This is a genomic window from Alicyclobacillus tolerans (assembly GCF_048984885.1).
Classification (GTDB): Bacteria; Bacillota; Bacilli; order Alicyclobacillales; family Alicyclobacillaceae; genus Alicyclobacillus_I; species Alicyclobacillus_I tolerans.
The window spans coordinates 705,548-729,816 of the sequence record NZ_JBMGNK010000002.1 but is presented as its reverse complement, the minus strand read 5'-3'; the positions used below and the strand labels follow the sequence as shown (position 1 = coordinate 729,816).

Genomic DNA, 24,269 nt, shown 5'->3' with positions numbered 1-24,269 from the left:
CGCGCGATTTCGGATACCGTTTGCTAACTTTTTAGCGCACGGCGGAGCACTTTACCAACGGCTGACTTAGGCAAACTATCCCTAAATTCGAAGCTGCGTGGAACTTTATAAGCAGCAAGTTGCTCCCGGCAAAACGCGTGAAGCTCTTCCTCACTGACCGACATACCTGGCCTTAGAACCACGTAAGCCTTTACCGTCTCTCCCCGATAATCATCCTCTACACCAATTACAGCGGCTTCTAGAATAGCCGGATGGCGATAGAGCGCTTCCTCTACTTCGCGCGGATATACATTGTAACCACTGGCGATAATCATATCTTTTTTACGATCGACGATAGAAAAAAATCCATCCTCATCCATAGTAGCAATATCTCCTGTCAACAGCCAGCCATCCAAAAGTACTGCTGCCGTCTCCTCAGGACGCTGCCAATAGCCTAACATAACCTGAGGTCCAGCAATGGCTAATTCTCCTTCACTGCCAACCGGAACTTCTTCTGCTGGATTATCAGGATTGACAATCTTCGCAGACGTACCTGGAATAAGCTTACCAATACTGCCTATTTTACGAGATGCAAGCGATGGATTGCTGTGTGTGACGGGTGACGCCTCGGATAATCCATAACCTTCTAAAACAGTTGCGCCAGTGACCTGTTCAAAAATTTCCAAGACCTTCACAGGCATAGGTGCTCCCCCGCAGTTGCATACGCGCAAAGAAGACAATATATCCGAACCGGGTGTAACAGCTTGAGCCAGTGCTACATACATAGTGGGAACAGCTGGAAACAAAGTTATTTTATAATTTTGGATCGCATCTAGAGCATCCTGTACGGAGAAACGCGGCAAAATCACCAAGGGAATACCACTGACAAGAGGAAGATTCATGGCAACTGTCATAGCGTAGACATGAAAAAACGGTAAAGCAGCCAGCGTAATATCGTCCGGTCGAACACCGTTTTCAACAGTATGCGTGGACTGAATGGCATTGGCTACAATATTTCTGTGCGAAAGCATAGCACCTTTAGGTCGACCTGTAGTCCCTCCGGTATATTGCAACACAGCGAGAGTATCAGCAGGTGAAAGATTCTTTACAGGTTCAGCAGGACTTGCGGCCATCAGCACTTCCATAAATGAAACTGCTTGAGTCGGCAGAGAGTCTGTCGCTCCTCCTTGTAAATTTACTACCACAAGGTCTTGTAAAGCATGTCTTTCTGTCATTTTTTCAAGAACAGGTAAGAATGAATCGAGTAAAATCAGCATGCGCATACCCGAATCTTCAAGTAAATAGGAGAGTTCTGGAGCGGTGCTCATGGGATTGACCTGCACTACGACAGCACCAATTCCCGTAATAGCATAATAAGCTATAACGTACTGAGGGCAGTTTGGCAACATGATACCCACGCGATCGCCCTGTTGAATACCTTTTGAGCGCAAAAAACCCATAAATTTTTTGACAGCTCCCAGTAACTGCCCATACTTTAAAGTATGCCCCATAAAGTGAATTGCCGCTCCGTCTGGATTGCGACTCGCAGATTCGGCCAACATATCAAAAATCATCTGATTAGGTATATCGATAGCGGCTCCACTAGCAATCATTTCTTTACCTCCTGACACCGTGTCATGATAAGGCTTACATTGAGGCATTCGTGATATAAAGCGAGTTTCCTGCTAGATAATCGAGACTTCCAAATATTTTATGACGATCCGTCATTATTGATGACCTTGCAATAAATGTTCATCCATTTCCAATATCGGTTGTCAACTGGTAGATGGACAATAGACGTTGAAAGACCTCTTGAAATGAAGCTAACGCTTGATGGGCTTGCATCTCAAGAATTTGCTCGGCAGACCATTTTTTTCCTATCAACAAGTCTCCTTGGCGACGATTTTTACATTTTTCCGCCATATCTTTAAATTTTTCCACATGAACATCCCGTGCTGAAAGATAAATTGGTTTCGTATGATCTTCCATCCAAAAATAGTCCCCTGGAATATGTTTGATAATCGTTTCTGCATGGTTTTCGAGACGTTGAACAATCGCTGATTTATTGGGGGACTCGTAGAGAACGCCAAACATGACAAAAACATGTGTTGGCCAAATACCCAATTGAAAATGTGGATGCTGTTTATAGCCACGAGGATTCTCTGAGAATGCTACCCACGTATCTTTAGGAGGATTGACTGTCCGTCTTGCATGTTTGGCTACATGAGCATAAACAGGACGATGTAAATCATAAGAGAGTTGTTGCGCAAACTGAGCACCGATTTTTTCTAACTTAGGTCGAATAACAGATTTAATGGCTTGCATTCTTCCATCGAGATCGGGCACATCAAATACTGAAAAGTCGTCTGCTTGAAATACCGGAAAATCTTCTAAATTCAACCTGTTCTCTTCCTTTCCATTCAAATGTTCCTACGTTTTTTTCAGAAATTTGTTCACGATTGCAAGGTTGCAACATAACATACTCATAAAAGCTGCAACGTACGCAAAGGTTACTTGCCTTTGTTGAAATCTTTCAGAAACCTCCCTCTTGAAAAGGTTGGTTGCAAAGGAGGAAATACAGTGACATCTGATGAAAAAACGGTGTCTCGTTCTGACGCCTGGTCTCCAGAAGACGATGTGAAGCTAGCAAATCTTGTACTTCAACATATTCGTTCTGGAAGCACTCAATTGCGCGCTTTTGACGAAGCTGCCACATTATTAGGCCGAACATCCGCTGCTTGCGGCTACCGATGGAACGGTGTTGTTCGCAAACACTATCGGGATGAAATTGAAAAGGCAAAAGAAGAAAGGAAAACGAGTAAAGTACATTCGAGTATTCAAGAAGTAGAGACTTCAGACTCCAATCCACATCAGAAAAGCGTATCGCAGGAATTGTCAATGACCGATATTTTACATTTTCTGCAAACGTACGAACAAAAGTTTCAACATCTCCAGCAGCACGCTTCTCAGCTAGAAAATCTGAATAAAGATTTGGCCAATCGGATTGGACAATTGGAAGTACAAGTGATCCACCCTCAAAGCAGTTCTTTTACAGAAATATCTTCAGAACAGCTTGATGATGATTCAAAAACACTGTTTGCAATCTTACAACGCGCAAAAAAGATTTTACAGGATTCTCATTAAGGCTGTAGGTTTCCATCTTCAGACAGCTTATTGCACATTCGAAAAAGTATAATCCACACTATTTAACTTGTTCCTCAGAGTCAAGCATTGGATTTACTGAGTTGGGAAGCAAATCAACAAACAAATGTGAAGCAAACAGGCTCTTTACCGCAATGAGCAAAATGGGGCCAATGAACAAACCTATAAAACCCATAGCTTGTAAACCTACGTAGAGTGCAAATAGCGTGGAAAGTATATCAAGTCCTACGTTATTGGCAAGAAATTTAGGTTCAATCAAATGCCTGAGTATCGAAACACCCACTTGCAATGAGAGTATTTTTATGGCAATGGACAGATGACCGGTTGTAAAGGCCAGTAGAGCCCAAGGTACAGTTAACAACGCAGATCCCACAATAGGTACTATACCAAAGAGACCAAACAGAATTCCAAGCAGTACAGCAAACCTAAAGTGCAAGAGAAGAAGTCCGCCAATGCCAAGCACAGCAGAAAGAATCATCAGTAATAATTGAACCCGGATGGTACCCACAAACGCTTTATGAATATCGCGAATAACACCTTCCATTTTAGCGGACCATCCGGGAGGCAGTATACGAAAAAAACGTTTTGTCATGCTCTCCCTATGCAATAACAAGAAAAAGGCTGTAATGACTGCAATAATGGCAACAAAAATAGTTTCTGGCAGATGCGTGACGGACATTAGCACTTCTGTCGCAAATTTTTGCAACCATTTTTCTGCACTCGCTAATACGTGCACAAAAGTATTCTGCAGTTGATTCGCCACCTGTGGCGGCAAATTACCGTATAGGATCTCGCCCCGCAGGACTTGTTGATGAATCCATAGCTCTCCTGAACGCAGTAAATATTCAGAACCCAGCGTCAAGGTTGGCGCTTCTCTTGCCACACCAACAATAGCCGCGACAAAAAAGACGACCAGTAATGCCACACAGATACCGAGCGTCAGCAATACAGCTAATAAGCGCGGTATACGAATTTCTTCCAAAAAGCGAACCACAGGCAATAACAAGACAGCCACTATCCAGCCAAGAATGAATGGAAGAATATATTTTAATAGTAATCCAACAACAAGAATGACCAGAGCGACAAAAAGAAACAACGCGGCAACTTCTGCTACGCGCAACCAATATTTATGCAGGCTTTCTTCACGTGCCAGCACCGCCTTGCTCCTCTCTGCCGATGCTCAATTTCAACATTCAGATAGGCATTACACTTTGCGCAAAAAAACTCGACGCAATGTAAAACCCGTACCAATGAGTAAAAATGCCAAAATAAAGAGTAATGTAGCCTCGATATTATGTTTGGGTATGGACATAATGTAACTGGCTGATGCTAACGAAGCTGCTCCGAAAATGGCAAAAAGCAACATAATTATTTTTTGTCCACGTGACATCATGATGACATTAACCCTCCTCAACTATCATCGCTTCTAAAGCTATTTCCATCATATCACGGAAGGAAGTTTGTCTCTCTTCCGAAGTCGTGGTATCTCCTGTCAGGATATGATCACTAATGGTAAGAATAGATAGTGCTCTACGTCCATAGCGAGCTGCCAAGGTATAGAGCGCAGCGGTTTCCATCTCAACTGCCAACACTCCGTAATTTTGCAGTCGCTGATAGATGCTTTCATCTTCATGATAAAACGTATCGGACGTAAAGATATTACCTACCCAATATTTTCTTCCGATCCGTTCGGCTACGTGATAAGCTTCTTCCAGCAACGCGAAATCAGCGGTTGCTGCATAGTGAACACCTGGCAAGCGCAGACTCGGCACAGCAGAATCTGTGGAAGCACTCATGGCTAAAACGATATCTCTAACCTTCATATCTGCATGAAGCGCCCCTGCAGTACCTACACGTATGAGTCGCCGGACTCCATAATCAACCATCAATTCATGAGCGTAAATCGAAATCGAAGGCACACCCATCCCTGTTCCCTGCACAGAAACGCGGTTCCCTTTATAAAATCCAGTAAATCCATACATTCCTCGTACTTCATTATACATTTGCGCATTCTCTAAATAATTTTCAGCTATAAACTTAGCACGTAACGGATCGCCCGGAAGCAAAACAGATTCGGCAATTTCCCCGTGCTTGGCAGCTAAATGAATGCTCATTGAATGTTCTCCTCGTTTTTATTCGTATTATGCCACTTCTGTGGAATGGAGAAAAGCGCCGAGATACGACAATTTGCCCAGCCAAACAAACCTGGGCATATGGACTAGGCTATGGGACGGATCCTCTGATGAATTGGGAGGAATATCACATAAAACTTGCATAGGGGGTAATCATAAAATATTCAACATCCAACCTTCAGGCAGGAAGATTAGCTACAAAATAACGTTGACATAATGTCCAAGCTTCACTACAATCACGAGCCACAATAACACGATGAGCGCCACTGCGACGGTAAAGACGAATTTTATTGGCATCAGCAGTCAACACAATGACTAATGGAATATTGGCTTCCCGTAACGACTGCGCTATCAAAGCTGTCCGAACAAAATCACTGTCTTCTTCAATCAAGGCTACATCAAACTGATAAGAAGATACCGCTCGAATAACATCTGTTTTTCTTGCATCTGTTTCAATGAGCGCTTTACCGTATCTCGATTTTAATTCTCCTCGATGCCCTTCAAAACAATCAAGTACATGAGCTTCAAGACCAAGCGCTTGAGCACGATGCAAATATTCCAGTCCTGAATTAGACAAGCTGGCAATAAGTAACTTTGTCATATAGCTCTCTCCCCCGCTCCAAATGGAAGCGCTTACAGGACTATTATACACCAATCTTCATCATTATAACAGTGACAATAACCAAATGGGCTTGCTCTATTGTGATCAAATTTTTTCACTAGCTACAAGTCTTACTCTCTATTCAGAACGGATTTTCACGGTGTCGATGCGTTATCTGTCTGCCTTGGTGGGCTTTTTCTCCTCAGTTGCGGCGGCATCCATTTCCCCCTGTCGGGCACGAGCTACTGCAGAACGCAGTTGATCGCCATACCTATAGACAATTTCTCTTGCTTCGCGGACTTTCTCCATCTGTACAGCATGATATAAATCGCGGCAAATGGAAATACCGAGATCGCCCGGCAAACCAAGCACACGCAGAGCAGAGCGAAATGGCTCCTGTAAAATGCGAAAAGCATTTTCTAAAATAGAGTTTTCAGCCACTTGAGCTAGCACTTCAAAAAAACGTAACTCAGCAGACAGGCGCGCTTCCATATGATGAGCGGCACATTCCATCTCAAATACAGCATAAGACAGTGCACTGTAATCGCGGCTGCCTCGCTCTCGAGCAGCCACCGTTGCCACACCTGCCAACACGGCAATCAATGTGTCGAGCAGGTCTTCGACCTCGCCAATGCCCAGTAACCACGCAGCCTCCAACGGCTCCATCCACATCTCTACACTCGCCGTTCGCACATAAGTTCCATCGCCATGGCGAAACTCTACCAGCCCTTGACCACGCAACATTCCTAGCGCTTCTCGCACTGTTGCTCTGCTGCATTGGTAAGTTTCCGCCAAATGAGCCAACGGCGGCAACTTTGTTCCAGGGCGGTATTCACCTGACTCTATTTGTGAACGAATTTTTTGTGCTACACGCATATACAGTTTATGAGATTCCATGGACGTTCCTCGCTTCGCAGAATGAGCGGCCTACGCCCTAAGACACTGATCTTTTCGCCTATATTTATCTTCCAAGCGCAGAATCTACAGTTTGAGATCAAAGCCACTCAGTGACCACTCCCTTACCGAAAGGCAGGGACTTCTCAGAACACGCATCGACAGCCTACATTCGCTCAAGCTTTCACGACAAGATTCAACAACTTGCCAGGAACGTATACTTCCTTGACAATGACACCATCGTTTAACCATCCTATAATTTCTGGAAGCTTCTTGGCAGACGCAATGACCGCTTCTTGAGAAGCATCCGCTGGCATGCGCAAATGACCGCGCACTCTGCCATTAATTTGTACCACAAGTTCAACCTCGTCATCACGCAACCATTTTTCATCCACTTTTGGCCATGATGTCGCAAAAACGGATGACGAATGTCCCAAAAGCGACCAAAGTTCCTCGCCCAGATGGGGAGCAAACGGAGACAGACAAACAGCCAAAGTTTCTAAAGTAGCCAGATCTAGTCCATGTGCGCTCTCCGCCTGCAACGCGTTGATATATTCCATAAAGGCACTTACGGCGGTATTAAAGCGGAACTGCTCCATTCGTTCTGTCAGCGTAGCCACAAAACGGTGACGCAACTTGTTCAAACTGTCACGTGCCGGAACAGGTTCACCCATAGCTTGAGCGAATAGTCGGTATAACCTCTGCAGAAAACGAGCGACACCTTCCAATCCGTTGGTATTCCATTCCGCTTCATCTTCGGGTGGCCCCACAAACATTTCGTACATCCGCAGTGCATCAGCCCCGTATTTGTCAATAATTTCATCCGGACTCACAACGTTTCCTTTTGATTTGCTCATTTTTGCACCGTTTAACGTGATCATACCCTGCGTAAAAAGGTGCTGAAACGGTTCATCAAAGTCAATCATTTGAAGGTCATGAATGACTTTTGTAAAGAAACGCGCATAGAGAAGATGCAATACCGCATGCTCCACACCGCCAATATACATATCCACAGGCAACCAGGCATCCGCTTTTTCCTTGCTAAATGGAGCGTTTGGATTGTGCGGGTCGACATAACGCAAAAAATACCAACTGGACCCTGCCCACTGTGGCATTGTGTCTGTTTCTCGACGTGCCGCCCCCCCACATCGTGGACACGTAGTATTTACGAATTCGGGAATGGCCGCAAGTGGCGATTCACCAGTGCCTGTTGGCTCGTACTTTTCCACATCAGGCAGACGAACAGGCAAATCGTCTACAGGCACTGGAACAGTCCCACACGTATCGCAATAAAGGATAGGAATAGGTTCGCCCCAGTAACGCTGGCGGGCAAATACCCAGTCACGCAACCGATAAGAAATGGTTTGCTCCCCTTTTTTCTTCTCTTCCAGCAATTGAATCATGGCCTTCTTGGCATCTGCTACCGTCAGACCATTGAGCCCCTCTGAATTGACCAGCACACCATCCCCCAGGTAAAGAACTCCATCTTCTGCTTCCTTTCCTGGCTCTGTTACCACTGTACGAATGGGTAGACCAAACGTCTGGGCGAATTCAAAATCTCTTTCATCATGTGCGGGAACGGCCATAATCGCACCGGTTCCATAATCCATCAAAACATAATCAGCTATCCAAATGGGCAACTCCGCACCAGTAAGAGGATGGATAGCGTACGCACCTGTAAATACGCCAGTTTTGCTCTTGTCCACAATCTGCCGGCTAACAGCTGATTTTTTTAAGGTTTCTTCCACATACGCGTTCACTTCGTTTTGCTTTTCAGTTGTGCTGATCTTCTGAACCAACGGATGTTCTGGAGCAAGCACCATATAGGTAGCGCCATAAAGCGTGTCGGGCCGAGTACTGAACACCTCAATTTGCTCATCGGGATGTCCTGCGACACCAAACAGAATTCGCGCTCCTTCACTTCGACCAATCCATGCTCGTTGCATGCGTTTCACATGTTCGGGCCATTCGAGTTTATCGAGATCGTCCAACAGCCGATCTGCATAAGCGGTAATTTTGAGCATCCACTGATTCATTTCCCGCTTTGTCACTTCCGCACCACAGCGGTCGCAACAACCATCGACAACTTCTTCATTAGCAAGGCCTGTTTTACAACTGGGGCACCAATTAATTGGCATTTTCTTGCGATAAGCCAGTCCTTTTTCAAACATTTTCACAAAGAAAAATTGTGTCCAGTGATAGAAATCTGGAGAACTTGTATTCACTTCCCGATCCCAATCATACAAAGCGCCAATCTGTTCCAGCTGACGCTTGAAATTTTGAATATTTTTGGACGTTGATAGGGCTGGATGAACACCATGGGCAATCGCGTAATTTTCTGCTGGCAAACCAAACGCATCCCAACCCATGGGATGCAACACATCATAACCCTGTAAGAGTTTGTAACGACTCCAGACATCAGAAATGGTATATCCTCGCCAATGTCCTACATGTAATCCTTCTCCTGAAGGGTAGGGAAACATATCCAAACAATAATATTTTGGTTTTTGACTGTCTTCTTGAACACGACTCATATTGTCTTTTTTCCATTTTTCTTTCCATTTAGCCTCAATGGTTTTTGCTACATATTCCAACGTCACCACTCCTGCCGTTCCACTACAGATTGGAAAGCAGTATACCGCAATCCCAGGCAGAAGAAAAGTCGGACATTCAGCCCGACCTTTTTTATGCCAACAATTTTCACTTTTTGCGAGCCATCAGATAGCTCCTGCAATAGAATCGTTAACGGCGCGAATTTGAACTAACTCCGAAGAACTGGAGAATAAACAGGAAGAGGTTGATGATGTCCAAGTAGAGTGACAAAACAATCCAAGGAACATATTGTTCAGCTACACCGTATTTGGAAAGACGGTTCACGTCAAAAAGAATATAGCCAATAAATATGGCAATTCCGATGAAAGAGTAGATCAATTGTCCGGTAGTTCCAAAGTGTACGAAGAAGGACACAATCCCCATCAAAATCAGGGCGATGAGTCCAATAAAAAGAAATCCGCCGAGGAATGAAAAATCCATGGAACTGCGAGACGCTACAATACTTGCAACCAAAAAGGAAATTGCTGTTACACCAAGTGCCTCCAATACCAGACCTGAACCGTAAGTTTGCGTGTAATACGCAATCGTTGGGTAAAGTGTTAACCCAGAAATGAAAGTGAAACTAAAAACAAATGGATAGCCAATGGTTCGCCTGCGCTGAAGAAACATGGCCACCACAATCATAATAATCTCCGCAAACATAGCAATACTCACCAAAACGGGAGGCACGAATTGCCCAGCGTAAACGCCAATCGTCGCAAACAAAAGTGAAGCAAACAATCCTAAAAACACTCTACTCATTAAGCTTCCACGAGATACTGAGTACGTCTGCATCAAATATTCACCCTTTCGCTTAACAGTTTCTCCAAAATTTTTTCATACACTCGCGGCCACGCATATTTGTCCCAATCTTCCACAGGAACCCAAATCATGCGCTCCATTCTTTTCTGACTCTGTCCAAAAAGTTTCTCTAAAGCTAAACCCACTGGACGACAAACATGAACTTCCCATTCAAGATGAGTAAAGACGTGCTTCTCTGTGGCAACTGGCACCAGATAGGGTTGCGGTGATTCGCTGATCTCATCCGCGAGCAAAGAACCTGCAACCAAACGTTCCATTAAAGATTCGGCCAAGCGCAAAGCAGAAGGCAACTCGGAGCCGCCATCCTCTGTCCGCTCTTCGGACAAAGACGGCAATTGCCACATTCCTCCTAATAAGCCTTCCTCAGGACGCTGTTCAATGAGCAACTGACCTGCGTGTTCTAACCAAAGGGCACTCACCAGCATCTTTTTACGAGCAGCCTTAGCCACTTTCACAGGCAATTCTGCGGCACAGCCTTCACGTTTCGCCCTGCAACCCTCGGCAAGCGGACATAACAAACATTGTGGCGATCTCGGTGTACAGACAATCGCGCCAAGTTCCATGATCGATTGTGTTACGTCCGATGGAACATCGTTTGTCAGCCAATATTCGAGCAATTTGCGTATCCTTCGAACAACGTTGGTGTTACGTACCGGCTCGCGAATACAAAGCAAGCGTGACATTACGCGCAGTACATTGCCGTCAATAGCTGGCTCAGGTTGACCCATAGCAATGCTGAGTACAGCCCCCGCAGTGTAATCCCCTACGCCTGCCAATTGCAACCAGCCGTCTCTCGTCTTGGGAAAATCTCCACCCCATTCTTGACAGACCTGTTTTGCAGCAAGGTGTAAGTTTTTAGCGCGCCGATAATAGCCCAGCCCTTGCCAATGTTTGAGCACCTGTTCTTCGGAAGCTTTGGCTAAATCAGCGACACCAGGAAACGCTGAAAGAAAGCGCAAATAGTAAGGAATGACCGTCTCCACTCGCGTTTGCTGCAACATGGTTTCAGAAACCCAGATGGCGTAAACATCGCAAGTTCTTCGCCATGGCAAATCGCGACGGTTTTGTCGGTACCACGTCACCAGTTTATGTCCATATTCCTGAAAATTTTCATCCATGACGATCTCTGTTGATGATTTTCACAGCTTTCTTGCTCAGAATGCTGCCCTACCTCCTTTAAACCTTTAGAAAAAACACTGCCGCGAGAGGAAAAGATCCCTGTTGATATTATACAGCGTTTTAAATCATGCGTACATTCCTGCAAAATGGACACACTAGCGGCGGGAGGTGCTAACCATGTGGGATATGATGAACGGGGTTGCCAATTCTGTACGTGGCCGATTTATGCCCCGCCGACGAAACGGTATCGGCACAATGACCGCCTTAGTAATTGGTGCGAGTGTCGGTATCGCGGCCTGGGAAGCGTTCCGTAAAACGCAAAACGCGCCGCGAATGAATTCTGGCTCAGTCGGCAATGGCGCTGCACAAATCGCATCAGAAGTCATGAAGGAGATTCAGGAGTAGCCCCACTCGCAAGAGCCCTCACTGGCAGCGGAACAGAAGCGGGAAGGCAAAAAGCCATTCCGCTTCTTCTCCCGTTTATTCTGCTAAACATTTACACAACTTCTGCACCAAATGTAGCCGGAAAATGCCGCAAGCTATCCAAATGACCAACTTCGTTAAAAGAAGCTACTCCCTGCTGATGAACAACCAGACGCAAATTGCGAGATTGTGCCGTTTTCCATTCATAAAGACCGTTCAACGTGTAGCGCACACAGATATCCGTGCAAACACCAACGAGATGAATTTCGTCCACTTCATACTCTTCCAGAATGGAAAGCAAATTTGTACCAGAAGTAGCATTGTACTGTTTTTTAGATAGGGTTAACCATTGACCCTGTTTTGCCAATTCATGCAAACTTGAGATTTCTTCCACCAACTCTTGTCCCCATGTACCGCGTAGATTATGAGGAGGAAATAGACCAGAGGATATTTCCCAATCTTCCGGATCATGGTTGTCTCTGGCATCTACAACAAGTTGCCCATGGGTCAGAAAATTTTTCACTTGTTGACGACAATACGGCAATATCGCCAAGCCTGCCTCGCCACAATTTAATGAACCTTCCAAACGTATAAAATCATTGGACAAGTCAATCAATAGCAGCATTTTCATGACAGTTTTCGCTCCTAGGGATAGCGTCTGTTAATACCGTACTTATGTTTCCAGATATTGTAAGACAATCGACTTCGCTTCATAGAGTCTACAAACTTTTGAGTATTGTCCAACACTCGACGCGCTTCTGCTGGGGAAACTTGACGTGAAAATACCGCCTCGCCAAATTCCTCCAAGTCGATAACATGGTAATAAGAGCGCTCATAAATGAGAACGTCCACATACATATCTTCAATGTAGATGTACTCCTGGTCTTCCCACACTTTAACGAGATCGACATAATGGTCAAATCTCAGACGAGGATGTTTGACAGGAACCCCATCATCCAGACAAGTACTGACTCCAATACCCCATTGTGGATATATCTCCCGCATGTGATTGGTATATCCCGCTTCAAAAGCGGGACGCTGAATAACCACCAATCCAGGTCGACGAAATAAACGTTCTACTTTGAACGGCTCATTGCTCCTGTCAATACCACGCTCTTCGCGCTTATGAATTTGTTGGACGCGACCTGGGCGTAACGCCATTGCGTCAATAACTCCTCCCTGTAAAGAACCATCTTCCAGTAAGCGTACCATGATTCACTGGTCTGAACAAGAAAGTTGGTATGTATACAAGTACGCAAATCAGTGACAATTGTCATGGTTCTATTGTGACGCAGGTGACTAGATATGAAAAACATTTTTCATTACCCTTTTCATAAGAGATTGAAAAAAAGTGGAGGATGACAAATTGACATCCATTCTTGAGTTTCAAAACGTAAGCAAGAACTATGGCAGTAAACGCGCCGTTGACAACCTGTCTTTTAGTATTGAAAAAGGTACCATTGTAGCACTATTAGGTCCAAACGGCGCCGGAAAAACAACCACAATGGCTATGTTGCTCGGTCTGATTCAACCAACAGACGGCAAGATCTCTGTGTTACATGGCAATCCTCGCCAGCCCGCTACACGCCGACAAATTGGGGCCATGCTACAGAATGTGTCTTTGCCAGACAAGATCAGTGTACAAGAACTTCTGCAACTGTTTCGCAGCAATTATCCAAACCCAGCTTCACTGGAAACATTGTTACAAATGACAGGCTTGACCGCAGAGCGTCACAAAGATGCCAGCAAATTATCAGGCGGTCAGCAGCGCAGAGTTCAATTTGCTCTAGCCATGGCTGGAAATCCTCAATTCATCGTGCTTGATGAACCGACAACTGGAATGGATGTGAATAGTCGCCGGGATTTTTGGCATCAATTGAGGGAATATACAAAAAACGGAGAACGAACACTTTTACTTTCCACTCATCATTTAGAAGAGGCCGATGCTATTGCCGATCGCATTTTAGTCATCCAACACGGCAAATTGATTGCTGATGGCTCACCTGCTGAAATTAAAGCGAAAACTGGCTGGAGTTATATACGCATGCAAATAGGTGAAGGTTTCACGGCGGCAGACTTGCAATGTTTTTTAACCTCCGAAGACGAATGCTCTATGGAAGGTCGTAAAGTACAAATTCGGACACGCGACTCTGACTCCCTATTGCGTAAGTTACTTCGAACTGAATTGCCCCTCTCTCAAATTGAAGTCAGTCAAGGCAAACTGGAAGATGCTTTTTTCGCAATCACGAATAAGGAGAACTATGAGGAGGTCACTGTCTCTTGAAGGCTTATTGGGCTCAATGTCGCTTTGAATTGAAACGATCCATGCGCAACCGAAGGCTGATTATTTTAAGTTTGTTGCTGCCGCTTTTTTACTATTTTTTCTACGTAAATTTATATGGGAACAGCTCACAAACTTTGAGTGGTTTGCCTTGGAAAACCTATTTCCTGATGTCTATGGCCAGTTTTGGAACCATTGGCACAGTCATGAACTCGCTTGCCAACCGCGTCGCAGTAGAACGCACGCAAGGCTGGCTAAAATTATTGCGCACCACACCTTTGACAAGCAGGCAGTATATCCTCAGTAAAATTGTCACACAACTTTTGCTTGCTTTTTTGACAATTCTTATCATGTTTGCGGCTGCTGCTATTTTTACGCACGTTCATATGCCGATTCGTCTCTGGATAGGCGCATTGCTTGGTATAATGTTTGCATCTTTACCCTTTATGGCACTTGGTTTTACTATTGGCGTGTTGGCTGGTGAAAATGCGGCGAGCGTGGCTTCTTCAGCTGCATATATACTACTCTCCATCTTTGGTGGATTGTGGTTTCCTGTCGCCATCATGCCTCATTGGATGCAACACTTAGCCCATTGGTTGCCAACTTTTCGAATGGCCAATGTCGCCTGGAGAATTGTTGACCATCAATTTCCTTCTACCACTGACATCTTACTATTGCTCACATATTTTGTGATTTTTGTGGTGATAGGCGGCTTAGCGTTTAATCGCGATCAAAAAAATCTCTCTGTCTAAAATCAAGAAGTGATTAAGTGTGCTTGTTCTTACATGGATTGATTCAATTTTTCAGCAGCTATGAAGAAATGGAATTGAAAGATAAGTGAGGGATTGCGAATGAAAATGTTCAATCATCTCTTTTTCGTTCGCACATCCTATCAATTGTTGCTCGTTATCCCTGCTATCTATTTGTTTGATGTACATGGTATCACTCAGCGTATTATTGGGTTTCTGCTTCTCATCTTAACAGCGTATTTATATTCGTTTGCTTTTCGCAAACCGATTCGTATATGGCATTACTTCTCTATTGTCATTCAGGCGGCCATCATTCTCTCGCTCGCCTGGTTTTATTCAATAGGATATTTTTATATGGAGTACTATTTGATTGCCATTATCATTTTCTCAGTTCCTCCTTTAGTAGCCAAAAAACTGATTGCACTTACTCAACTCATCTTTGCTGCAGAAGCTGTATGTATGATTCATTATCAGCATTTGTCTTGGGGCCCTGCTCTTCTGGTTTACATTACTGTATCTCTGAGCGTATTTGCCATGTACTTTATTATGAGCCAACAAATCCGACTGAACGATGCCAATTTGAGACTTCGTCAACAAAATGCTGAAATCGAATTTTTAACACAGATCAATGAGAGGGAACGTATTTCTCGTGAATTGCACGATGTCATGGGTCATGAACTGGCGAGCTTGACATTGGGTGCCCAACTAGCTCAACGTCAATTGCAACATGGTCATTACGAAGCAGCAGAACAGGAACTAAAATTTATAGAAACCGCGGCACGAGAAGCCTTGAACAGAGTCAGACAGTACATCGCCGTTAATCAAACTCGCCTATTCCATGAAGAATTACACATGATTAGCACTTTTCTGGAGAAGGCTGGTTGGTCTGTTTCGACCGAAATCTCACCGTGTATACCGCAGAATCATCCTACGCTCCAAGTCTTCGCTGCGTGTTTGCGTGAAATTTCAAGCAATATCGTTCATCATAGTGAAGGAGAAAAAGTATGGATTCGTCTACTTCGAGACCAAACCGGAGAAGAGGAGAAAATATGGATGCTTGTACAAAATGATGGACAATCCAAAAAAGCAACCGGATCGGCCAGAAAAGGATTAGGGCTGATGGGCATCCAGAGTCGAATTTCAGCAGCTGACGGACAAGTTTTCCACTGGCAAGGTGAAAAGCCAAAACACCTTGATTTACCGAATGATTTACACGTGCAATCTCTGCATGAAGGATACAGTATATTACTTGTACTACCCCTCCTTCAGAAAACGAAACAGCAAATTCATGAACCTCACCAGGATATTGAGGTGTCCGAATGATAAAACTCTTTATTGCTGAAGACCAAAGGTTAGTCAGACGAGCGTTAGCTCAATTGCTATCCTTTGAAAGCGATTTTGAAGTCGTAGGTGAAGCAGCAGACGGTGATGAGGCCATAGCTGGTCTTCGTTCAACTTCTGTCGATATTGCCATGTTGGATATTGAGATGCCAAAAATGAGCGGATTGGACGTAGCACAATGGATCAAACGGGAAAAGCCGGAATGTCGAATTATTATTGTGACTACTTTTGCCCGCCCTGGTTATATACAGCGTGCGATTTCCAGTGGAGCAAACGGTTATTTGTTAAAGGACGCTGAATTTACTGAACTAGCGTCAGCCATCCGTAAAGTAGCAGCAGGAGGAAAGGTCATTTCTCCCGAACTGGTATTTTCCGCTTGGGAATTTCAAAATCCTCTAAGCCCGAAAGAAATTGATATCTTACGTTTGGCAACTAAAGGATATTCAACGAAAGAAATAGCTTTAAAACTGCATTTAAGTGATGGAACAATTCGCAATTATCTATCCGATATCCTGAGCAAACTGCATGTTTCCTCCCGCTATGAAGCTGCTCGGCTTGCTCATGAACAAGGATGGCTTTAATTCTCACATGCACCAAATTCATGAATAGACCATACATACCATGAGCATAGCGATGGAAAAGTAACGTTATCGACGCATGATACGCCGTTGTGGATGAAATTTTTTCATGAACTTTTGACGCCAGATTTGAAAACGCCACAGAATTAAAGCCACAAGAGCGGCTATTAAGCCAAGGATTACTAAAATCCAGCGAGTTGGCAAGGCTTCAATCGGTTCAGCATAAGTCAAGGACGTGGGGGTATGATGCTCAAGAACCACAAAACGCCCATCAGCACCAAACAAGTGACTGTCGGGAGGAAGCACCACCGTCTGATCATCTAGGCGATTGAAAAAACGCAGATACCCTTCTTCATCTACCCCGTTATACACCCAATCAGCAATAACCGGTTCGCCAATAGTAACTTCTTGGTAGAGCGGATTGCGCGACTCAAAAGGAATAATCCAGCGCATGATTTCAAAGATGAAAGTTGCAGATATGATTGCCAATACAATCAACCAGCGCGGTTGCACCCATGGGCTACGCGCTTTTTTTGCAACAAACCGCACACGCCCCATCTCCCGTCACAGGGTCTATCATTATAATGTATGGGTTTGTTATCCGGAGTAGACCAAGCTACTCATAAGGTTTACGGCTGAATTTGATCAGCTAATTCAATCAATTTGCGAAATCTGTGATTTAACCCTGATTTACTGACACGATTGTGCAAATGGCTACATAGTTCCTGTAGATTGGCTTCCGGATAACGAAGACGAAGTTCTGCAGCTTCACGAAGATGATCGGGCAAGGAAGATAGTCCTACCGTTGCTTCAAGACGGCGTATCGATTCCAATTGCCTCACGGCGGCACTGATGGTTTTGTTCATATTGGCGGTCTCACAATTAACAAGTCGATTTACCTGATTGCGCATCCCTTTTAAAATTCGAGTATCTTCAAACTTAAGCAAAGCTTGATGAGCGCCAATTATGGAAAGAAAATCCACAATTTTCTCTCCTTCTTTCAAATAGACAATATAAGCTTTTTTCTTTTGAAAAAATTTCGCGTTTAACTGGTAACTATTCAAGAGTGACTGTACATACTTTGCATGTTCTTGAGAAGGTACCTGAACCTCAAGATGATAAGAAGAACTGCCAGGTGCATTCACCGAACCTGCTGCCAAAAATATGCCTCGCAAATAGGCGCGCAAGGCCTGGGTATGAGTATGTGGAGGTATACGAAACGGGAGATGCCCTTCTGTCATAGGCATATCACGCCAACTCAGTTGCTCCAGCATAGATAACGCTTGAGATTCGCTGAGACGGATTCCGTACACGTGATTTTTTTTCAATCGCATTTTTCGACGTACAACTACTTCTGCGGAAAGATTTAACATTTCCTTTAACTGTGTGTAAATACGGCGTGCGGTTGCTACATTTTCCGTTTCCATGACAATAGACAATCGACCATCTTGTTTTACAAATACACCAATTGAACTGACCACTGCGGCAAATTCACTGATTTGACAATCGGATCGTTCATGAATCCAAGTTAATTCTTTTTTTGTTTCGGAAGCAAAGGACATGCTTCCACCTCTCTTTCACCACTCGCCTGCACTCTCCCGCTCATAGCCAAGAAGGGACATAATTTGTTCGGCTATCAAACGACTGTCATGCCGAGCATATGTTGCATAATGCACAAAGTTTCTGGCAATCACACGAACACGCAATTGATGCAATCGCTCAATATCTGGTTGTACTGGGAACGAGTTTTGTTCGCGATATTGATGCAACGCTTCCTCTGGAAAATTAGCCGAATTTACCAAGACATAATCAAACAAACCCGGCTTGGTATGATGATAAATCGTCTCTACGTGACTTGAAGCAGATAATTCATCCGTTTCACCAGGTTGCGTCATTACATTGCAAATGTATAATTTTAAGGCCTTACTGGACTGAATCGCCTCTACCATTCCAGGAATCAACAAATTCGGAAGAACACTTGTGTAGAGACTGCCTGGTCCTATCACAATGCCATCCGCTTCTTGAATGGCTTGTAACACTTCTGGTAGCGGTTTTAAGTCTTCCGGGACGAGTTGAATCTTTTTAATTTGCGATCCGGCCTCGGGAATTTTGGACTCACCCTCTACCACTCGACCATCAGCCAAGATGGCTTGTAGTTTTACATCTTCCTTGACGGCAGGCAAAACTCTTCCACGTACAGCCAAAACTCGGCTTGTCTCACGAATTGCTGATTCAAAATCGCCCATAATATGAGTCATGGCGGCCAAAAACAGATTGCCAAAGCTATGTCCGGCCAAACCTTCACCAGATTCAAAGCGAAATTGCAAGAGTCGTTCAAGCAACGGCTCAGTATCAGCCAACGCTACCAGACAGTTGCGAATATCGCCAGGCGGAGGCATGGAAAAATCGCTGCGCAGTCTCCCTGAGGAACCCCCGTCGTCTGCAACGGTTACAACGGCTGTTAAATCCACCTGAAACTCCTTTAATCCTCGCAATACTACAGAAAGTCCTGTCCCTCCACCAATAGCCACAATTTTCAATCGCCGCTTAGCTGCATTCGCAATTTGTCGATTGCGCCGCACTTCACGCCACCAGCCCAACGCCAAAAGAAAAACTGCGGCTGCCAGAACCATACCGCCAGCTTCTGTACCATGTTGCCAGTTAGCTAACCGCAAGGTACCTGCCAATATCCCGATCCCGATACAAGCAACAGTCCAGGCTACCCACCACCATCTTCGCATGGTTATCCCTCCCGCCTGCTGTCCCGATGTATCAGTTGAATATCTGATAAATTTTGCAAACTCTGAGCAAGATAACACGATATGGCTACCGAGCGATGTTTTCCTCCTGTGCAGCCAATACCGATGACTAAATGACTTTTTCCTTCCTTACGAAATTCAGGAATTAAAAATTGCAGCAAACCCTCTGTTCGTTTTATGAATTCTTGAGTGGCAGGCCACTGCATGACATATTCAAATACACGTTCATCTTCACCTGTCAACGGTCGCAAGTCATCAATATAATAAGGATTAGGCAAGAAACGTACATCAAGAATCATATCCGCATCAATTGGTATTCCGTATTTGAAACCAAAAGAAACAATATGAACGGGCATGCGAGGTTGATGTTCCGCAAATCTTTGAATAATTTCCTGCTTCAATCGATTCGGACGCCAATGACTGGTATCCAAAACCACATCGGCTGCATTGCGAATTTGTTCCAATGCCGCTCGTTCTTTAGCTATACCTTCCAGCAAAGTCATTGAAGGCGCTATAGGATGCCGTCGTCTCGATTCCTTATAACGGCGAACCAATACTTCATCACTAGCGTCTAAATAGACTATAGAGAGTTCTAAAGATTGATTGAGACGCAATTGCTTTACCATTTCAAGGAGGGGTTCAAACCATTCTCCTCCACGTAAGTCGCATGCTAAAGCAACTTTGCTGATGCGTCCTCCCGATTGACCAACAACATCGAGAAACTTTGGTAACAATATCGGGGGCAAGTTGTCAATACAAAAATAACCAGCATCTTCTAAGGATTGCATGGCTACCGTTTTCCCTGCCCCAGACATGCCTGTCAAAACTAAAGTGCGTATGCGCTCCGTCACAGACTGCCCACTCCCTAGTCTCTTGTTCTTCAAGCATAGCACGCCACTCATTCCTCAACAACGACACAAAACCCATATCTCCATTCAACTGTCTTGGCATCCCATTAGGTTTTTATCCTTGACATCATTAAAAAAATGGCACCCAGATTGGGCGCCACAAGGAATATATTAAAAGGGGGTCAAATGTGCTACACCTGTATAGTACGCCGAACATATTGCAAGCGTATTACAAACGGTTTAAGTTTTCATGACAACAGCTATTCTTTTTGGACATTTTGCAAAAGTAGTTGCTCAATTCTTTGAGAAGCCTTGCGAATCGAAGTGGATGAAACCTCAAACGCCTCTGAAAGTTCACGTAAAGTAACTGATATTCCTTCGTAACGGAGCACTAAATATAACAGCCCTCCAGCCCAAATTCCAATTTTACCAATTTTTTTATCGTCTTCCGGCAATCTGAGATACAGATATTTCAACCAGGTCTTTTTAACCAAGCCATGGATATTTTGATATCCTTGACGAAATAACCATAATTCAGCTAAGCTCCAAACTTCTTGATAATATCGATTAACCTGAAGGATGATGTCTTCTTGAACATCTGTTAGCGATAACCTTTGTAACTGATGATTGTGACGAATTTCCACAAAATTGACTTTGCTGATATGTTTGAGCAAAAGCAATGAGTAAATACGTAATTCTTCTTCAACATCCTGTTCCCGTAAAAATTGGCGAACCATTTTTTCAGCTACATCGTCCCCGATTTGACTAAGTGCAAAGAGAATGGAAAACTTTGTCTGCTGATTGCCATGAATTAAACCCCACTGAAGAGAAGCACGGAAAATTGGATCGTCACGCCATGTTTCAACATCCATCTCTTTCAATCGGCGTCTCATTTCTACATACTGCAGTTGTACGGGAATATCATACTGGTAAGAAATATTTACTTTTTTGTATCCTTCTTGTTCAGCTTCAGAAAGCACTCGCAGGTAATATTCAGCCATCTGATACATTTTTTCGTCTTTGGACAACTTAGTCCACCAACGCTTGGCAGTTGCAAAATACCCCGCATTTGCCGCAGCAGCAGCAATGGAATGAATCAGGATGACATCAGGATCAATTGTAAATCTCGCTATCGTCAAAAAGCAGCGCATTGCTTGAACATGCATCCCAACCAATCCATACGTAGTAGCCAATTTCATGGCCAAGTCGTAGTTGAGCGGGAATACAGGTTCAAACTTACTGAAATATTCAACCGCAGCTTCTTGACCCCACTGCTGTTTAATATAAACCCCGTAATTACAGAGAGCATGCAAGTTGTCAGGCTGTTGGGTCAATACCTCTTCTGCCATTTTCAATGCTTTTTCAGTTTGCCCAGTGTAAAAATAAGCTAAGGACAAATTGTTGCGAGCAGCTATGTTTTCTGGCTCCTTGACAATCATTCTTTCCAGCCATTCAACAGCTTCTTCAAATTTACCCTGTTCTAACAAATGTCGACCATCACGCAAAGCAGCGGCACGCTCTTGTTCTTCTTGCTCTGCTTCATAACGTGAATAAGCCTGACCTCCGCCAAATTCTTCTAAAAGGAGATCTAACATCTCCTCTGCTTCCAATACATATTCACCATCAGGACAGACATCTAAATATCGTAAAATATACTCCTCTGCCAAATCATATTGGCCAAGATGAGCATAGTTATTAGCCAGATAAAAATAACATTCGGACATATCGGGATCCACTTCTTGCAAAACCTTCTCAAGAACGGCTATCGAATCTGTAAATTGACCTAATTCCGCTAAAATCCCAGCAACATTACAATGATTTGCTGGGTTATTTGGATCAGCCTCTACGGTTCTCTGAAAAGCACGCAACGCCCTGTGTAAATCGTTGCGCCGCAAATATTCCAATCCTCTTTCATGGAAATAATCAGCCGTCTGTTGAAATGGAATAACTTTATTGGAATGTCCCTGCAAATTAGATGAACGCTTGGGTGAGACAGGTTTCAAGCTCAATCACCTCCAAGCCAGACAAATTCAATATTACAGTTCATGTAGAAATCAGCTACAAGCTGCAGGTTGTCTGACAAAACTCCAAATTATGTGAACTAATCACGGACAGTATACCATACCCAAACGAAACTCTAGAAGCTAGGTCTGTCTAAGTCATCTTTGAACCATGCTATAATAGGACAATTCAATAGTCGATGACGTCGGGGAGAGAGAATATGCGTACAGTAAAAATTGAACTGGCCAATAAGATAGCGAGCACTTTACAGGAAACTCCGGAAAACTGTGCTATGCTGATGGAATATCCACCAAACCCAGAACTCGGGGATTTAGCGTTACCCTGCTTTAAATTTGCAAAAAAGTTAAGAAAAAATCCTCAACAAATTGCCCATGATATTGCCCAATTACTCAAATCTGCAACTTGTTTAGAAAGTGTCACCGTTGAGAACGGCTACGTCAATATGAAAATTCGACATAGCGTAATATGGAATAAAGTTTTTGAAATTTCCTCCACACATATAGCAAACCTGTTTACAAGACAGAGATTTCTGGGCAAAAGAGTGGCTATCGATTACTCTTCCCCCAATATTGCCAAACCTTTCGGAGTTGGCCATTTACGCTCCACCATTATTGGTGAAGCCTTACTGAGGATGTTAAAAGAAGATGGGTTTGAAGGAATCGGTATCAACCATCTTGGAGACTGGGGCACTCAATTTGGAAAAGTTATTGCTGCCTATCAAAAATGGGGCTCAGAAGATAAAGTTAAAGAGAATCCAATTCGCGAACTATTTCAGTTATATGTCCGATTTCATCAAGAAGCTGAACAGAATCCTCACTTAGAGGAAGAAGCAAGGTACTGTTTCAAAAAGCTTGAGGATGGGGACGAGGAAACCATTCGTTTATGGCAATGGTTTATCAAAGAAAGTTTGACTGGATTCGAAAAAACCTATCGATTGCTCGGTGTTCATTTTGACCATTATCTTGGTGAAAGTTTTTACAACGATAAAATGGAAGCTGTTGTTGAGGAACTGCAAGACAAACATCTATTAGTGGAAAGTGATGGTGCTTTCGTTGTTGATTTATCAGAGTGGAACATGCCTCCATGTATTATCCGAAAATCTGATGGTACCACCATATACGCGACTAGAGATTTAGCAGCCGCCCTTTATCGGCATGACAAACTTCACGCTGATTATCTCTTGTATGTTGTCGGTTCGGAGCAGACCTTACATTTTCAGCAAGTATTTAAAGTATTGGATTTAATGGGTAGAGATTGGTCCTCCAACTGTGTACATGTAGCCTTCGGACTTATGAAATTCAATGGGGAGAAACTTTCAACGCGTCGTGGACATGTTGTTTATTTGGAAGATGTGCTTGAAAAAGCTATCCAAGAAGCACGCTCCATTATTGAGAGTAAAAATCCGAATCTCTCCAACCCAGATGAAGTAGCTCGCCAGGTAGGTGTTGGGGCAGTGATTTTCAATGATTTGAAAACTTATCGAATCCATGATGTGGATTTTCGATACGAAGATGTGCTCAATTTTGATGGAGAGACTGGTCCGTATGTTCAATATACGCATGCACGAGCATGTAGTGTATTGCGAAAAGCTTTAACCACCATTTCTCAGGAAGAAATGAATTCCAGCGTTTCAGTACCTGATGTTGCACTCCAATCCTTTACATTGACGCCATCTGAATGGTCTCTGCTTAAGCAAATTGCGCAGGCTAATGAATTTTTTGAGAGAGCAGTCGATCAATATGACCCGTCAGTGATAGCTCGTTTTGCCCTGCTCGTCAGTCACGCGTTTAATCGTTTTTATCATGACGATCCGATCCTTACTGCTCCCCATTCTATCCGCCAAAGAAGATTGGATCTGGTTCGTCTAACCAAACATGTTCTTGCTCATACTCTACATTTATTAGCTATCGAAGCGCCTGAAGCCATGTAATCCGTACAAGTGTTTCAGCTAATATTCCTAAAAAAGG

Annotated in this window: 24 protein-coding genes; 7 read left to right on the top strand and 17 right to left on the bottom strand. The window is 43.9% G+C overall.

Annotation, left to right across the window (positions count from 1 at the left end; translation table 11 throughout):
• Positions 1-23 precede the first annotated feature (23 nt).
• Positions 24-1,592, bottom strand: a complete 1,569-nt coding sequence (locus ACOJUR_RS03755; protein WP_072873542.1) for a long-chain-fatty-acid--CoA ligase — start codon at positions 1,590-1,592, stop codon at positions 24-26.
• Between the two features lie 139 nt (positions 1,593-1,731).
• A complete protein-coding gene (locus ACOJUR_RS03750; protein WP_420949278.1) occupies positions 1,732-2,379 on the bottom strand; it encodes a DUF1054 domain-containing protein in 648 nt (215 codons plus the stop codon).
• A gap of 180 nt (positions 2,380-2,559) precedes the next feature.
• Between ACOJUR_RS03750 and ACOJUR_RS03745 the strand changes: the two genes are divergently transcribed.
• Positions 2,560-3,123 carry a transcriptional regulator gene (locus ACOJUR_RS03745; protein ID WP_072873544.1) on the top strand — a complete coding sequence of 188 codons (564 nt, stop codon included), beginning with the start codon at positions 2,560-2,562 and terminating at the stop codon, positions 3,121-3,123.
• A 58-nt stretch (positions 3,124-3,181) separates the two neighbouring features.
• On the opposite strand, the gene ytvI is transcribed toward ACOJUR_RS03745, so the two are convergent.
• The 8 genes from ytvI to mutY all read right to left on the bottom strand — a co-directional run bounded on the left by ytvI (position 3,182) and on the right by mutY (position 11,300).
• Positions 3,182-4,297, bottom strand: coding sequence for a sporulation integral membrane protein YtvI (ytvI, locus tag ACOJUR_RS03740; protein WP_238413630.1), 1,116 nt, complete (start codon positions 4,295-4,297; stop codon positions 3,182-3,184).
• A 48-nt stretch (positions 4,298-4,345) separates the two neighbouring features.
• Positions 4,346-4,534, bottom strand: coding sequence for a hypothetical protein (locus tag ACOJUR_RS03735; protein ID WP_072873545.1), 189 nt, complete (start codon positions 4,532-4,534; stop codon positions 4,346-4,348).
• Positions 4,535-4,541: 7 nt separating this feature from the next.
• Positions 4,542-5,255, bottom strand: coding sequence for a purine-nucleoside phosphorylase (gene deoD, locus ACOJUR_RS03730; RefSeq protein WP_203115078.1), 714 nt, complete (start codon positions 5,253-5,255; stop codon positions 4,542-4,544).
• 196 nt (positions 5,256-5,451) lie between these two features.
• Positions 5,452-5,874 (bottom strand): potassium channel family protein, encoded by a 423-nt coding sequence (locus ACOJUR_RS03725; protein ID WP_072873547.1) that lies wholly within the window; start codon positions 5,872-5,874, stop codon positions 5,452-5,454.
• Between the two features lie 171 nt (positions 5,875-6,045).
• The gene (locus ACOJUR_RS03720; protein WP_238413629.1) at positions 6,046-6,771 is read right to left on the bottom strand and encodes a FadR/GntR family transcriptional regulator; all 726 of its coding nucleotides are present in this window, start codon (positions 6,769-6,771) and stop codon (positions 6,046-6,048) included.
• A 173-nt stretch (positions 6,772-6,944) separates the two neighbouring features.
• The gene (gene leuS / locus ACOJUR_RS03715) at positions 6,945-9,362 is read right to left on the bottom strand and encodes a leucine--tRNA ligase (protein ID WP_072873549.1); all 2,418 of its coding nucleotides are present in this window, start codon (positions 9,360-9,362) and stop codon (positions 6,945-6,947) included.
• A gap of 148 nt (positions 9,363-9,510) precedes the next feature.
• Positions 9,511-10,155, bottom strand: coding sequence for a Bax inhibitor-1/YccA family protein (locus ACOJUR_RS03710; protein ID WP_072873550.1), 645 nt, complete (start codon positions 10,153-10,155; stop codon positions 9,511-9,513).
• A complete protein-coding gene (gene mutY, locus ACOJUR_RS03705) occupies positions 10,155-11,300 on the bottom strand; it encodes an A/G-specific adenine glycosylase (RefSeq protein WP_203115077.1) in 1,146 nt (381 codons plus the stop codon). Before mutY ends, ACOJUR_RS03710 begins: the two co-directional genes overlap by 1 nt.
• Before the next feature lie 178 nt (positions 11,301-11,478).
• Here mutY and ACOJUR_RS03700 point away from each other — a divergent pair, with 178 nt between their 5' ends.
• Positions 11,479-11,706, top strand: coding sequence for a hypothetical protein (locus tag ACOJUR_RS03700; protein WP_072873552.1), 228 nt, complete (start codon positions 11,479-11,481; stop codon positions 11,704-11,706).
• Positions 11,707-11,797: 91 nt separating this feature from the next.
• Here ACOJUR_RS03700 and ACOJUR_RS03695 read toward each other — a convergent pair whose 3' ends face one another.
• Both ACOJUR_RS03695 and ACOJUR_RS03690 read right to left on the bottom strand, forming a co-directional pair.
• A complete protein-coding gene (locus ACOJUR_RS03695) occupies positions 11,798-12,355 on the bottom strand; it encodes a cysteine hydrolase family protein (protein WP_072873553.1) in 558 nt (185 codons plus the stop codon).
• 14 nt (positions 12,356-12,369) lie between these two features.
• The gene (locus ACOJUR_RS03690) at positions 12,370-12,885 is read right to left on the bottom strand and encodes a DUF402 domain-containing protein (protein WP_072873554.1); all 516 of its coding nucleotides are present in this window, start codon (positions 12,883-12,885) and stop codon (positions 12,370-12,372) included.
• Positions 12,886-13,090: 205 nt separating this feature from the next.
• Here ACOJUR_RS03690 and ACOJUR_RS03685 point away from each other — a divergent pair, with 205 nt between their 5' ends.
• From ACOJUR_RS03685 to ACOJUR_RS03670, 4 genes are all read left to right on the top strand, one after another.
• Positions 13,091-14,008, top strand: a complete 918-nt coding sequence (locus ACOJUR_RS03685) for an ABC transporter ATP-binding protein (protein ID WP_420949277.1) — start codon at positions 13,091-13,093, stop codon at positions 14,006-14,008.
• Positions 14,005-14,757: an ABC transporter permease gene (locus ACOJUR_RS03680; RefSeq protein ID WP_072873556.1), complete on the top strand. Its 753-nt coding sequence runs from the start codon at positions 14,005-14,007 to the stop codon at positions 14,755-14,757. The genes ACOJUR_RS03685 and ACOJUR_RS03680 overlap by 4 nt, the downstream gene beginning before the upstream one ends.
• A 99-nt stretch (positions 14,758-14,856) precedes the next feature.
• A complete protein-coding gene (locus tag ACOJUR_RS03675) occupies positions 14,857-16,077 on the top strand; it encodes a sensor histidine kinase (RefSeq protein ID WP_420949276.1) in 1,221 nt (406 codons plus the stop codon).
• A complete protein-coding gene (locus tag ACOJUR_RS03670) occupies positions 16,074-16,676 on the top strand; it encodes a response regulator transcription factor (RefSeq protein WP_072873558.1) in 603 nt (200 codons plus the stop codon). Before ACOJUR_RS03675 ends, ACOJUR_RS03670 begins: the two co-directional genes overlap by 4 nt.
• A 66-nt stretch (positions 16,677-16,742) precedes the next feature.
• Here the strand turns inward: ACOJUR_RS03670 and ACOJUR_RS03665 are convergent, their stop codons facing one another.
• From ACOJUR_RS03665 to ACOJUR_RS03645, 5 genes are all read right to left on the bottom strand, one after another.
• On the bottom strand, positions 16,743-17,222 hold the full coding sequence (locus ACOJUR_RS03665; RefSeq protein WP_420949275.1) for a hypothetical protein: 480 nt from the start codon (positions 17,220-17,222) through the stop codon (positions 16,743-16,745).
• A gap of 80 nt (positions 17,223-17,302) precedes the next feature.
• The gene (gene whiA, locus ACOJUR_RS03660; RefSeq protein WP_203115073.1) at positions 17,303-18,235 is read right to left on the bottom strand and encodes a DNA-binding protein WhiA; all 933 of its coding nucleotides are present in this window, start codon (positions 18,233-18,235) and stop codon (positions 17,303-17,305) included.
• 15 nt (positions 18,236-18,250) lie between these two features.
• Positions 18,251-19,414 carry a gluconeogenesis factor YvcK family protein gene (locus tag ACOJUR_RS03655; RefSeq protein ID WP_420949274.1) on the bottom strand — a complete coding sequence of 388 codons (1,164 nt, stop codon included), beginning with the start codon at positions 19,412-19,414 and terminating at the stop codon, positions 18,251-18,253.
• Between the two features lie 2 nt (positions 19,415-19,416).
• Positions 19,417-20,283: an RNase adapter RapZ gene (gene rapZ, locus ACOJUR_RS03650; RefSeq protein ID WP_072873562.1), complete on the bottom strand. Its 867-nt coding sequence runs from the start codon at positions 20,281-20,283 to the stop codon at positions 19,417-19,419.
• 257 nt (positions 20,284-20,540) lie between these two features.
• Positions 20,541-22,283 carry a tetratricopeptide repeat protein gene (locus tag ACOJUR_RS03645; RefSeq protein ID WP_306954920.1) on the bottom strand — a complete coding sequence of 581 codons (1,743 nt, stop codon included), beginning with the start codon at positions 22,281-22,283 and terminating at the stop codon, positions 20,541-20,543.
• 218 nt (positions 22,284-22,501) lie between these two features.
• Here ACOJUR_RS03645 and argS point away from each other — a divergent pair, with 218 nt between their 5' ends.
• The gene (argS, locus tag ACOJUR_RS03640) at positions 22,502-24,232 is read left to right on the top strand and encodes an arginine--tRNA ligase (protein ID WP_072873564.1); all 1,731 of its coding nucleotides are present in this window, start codon (positions 22,502-22,504) and stop codon (positions 24,230-24,232) included.
• The last annotated feature ends 37 nt before the right edge of the window (positions 24,233-24,269 follow it).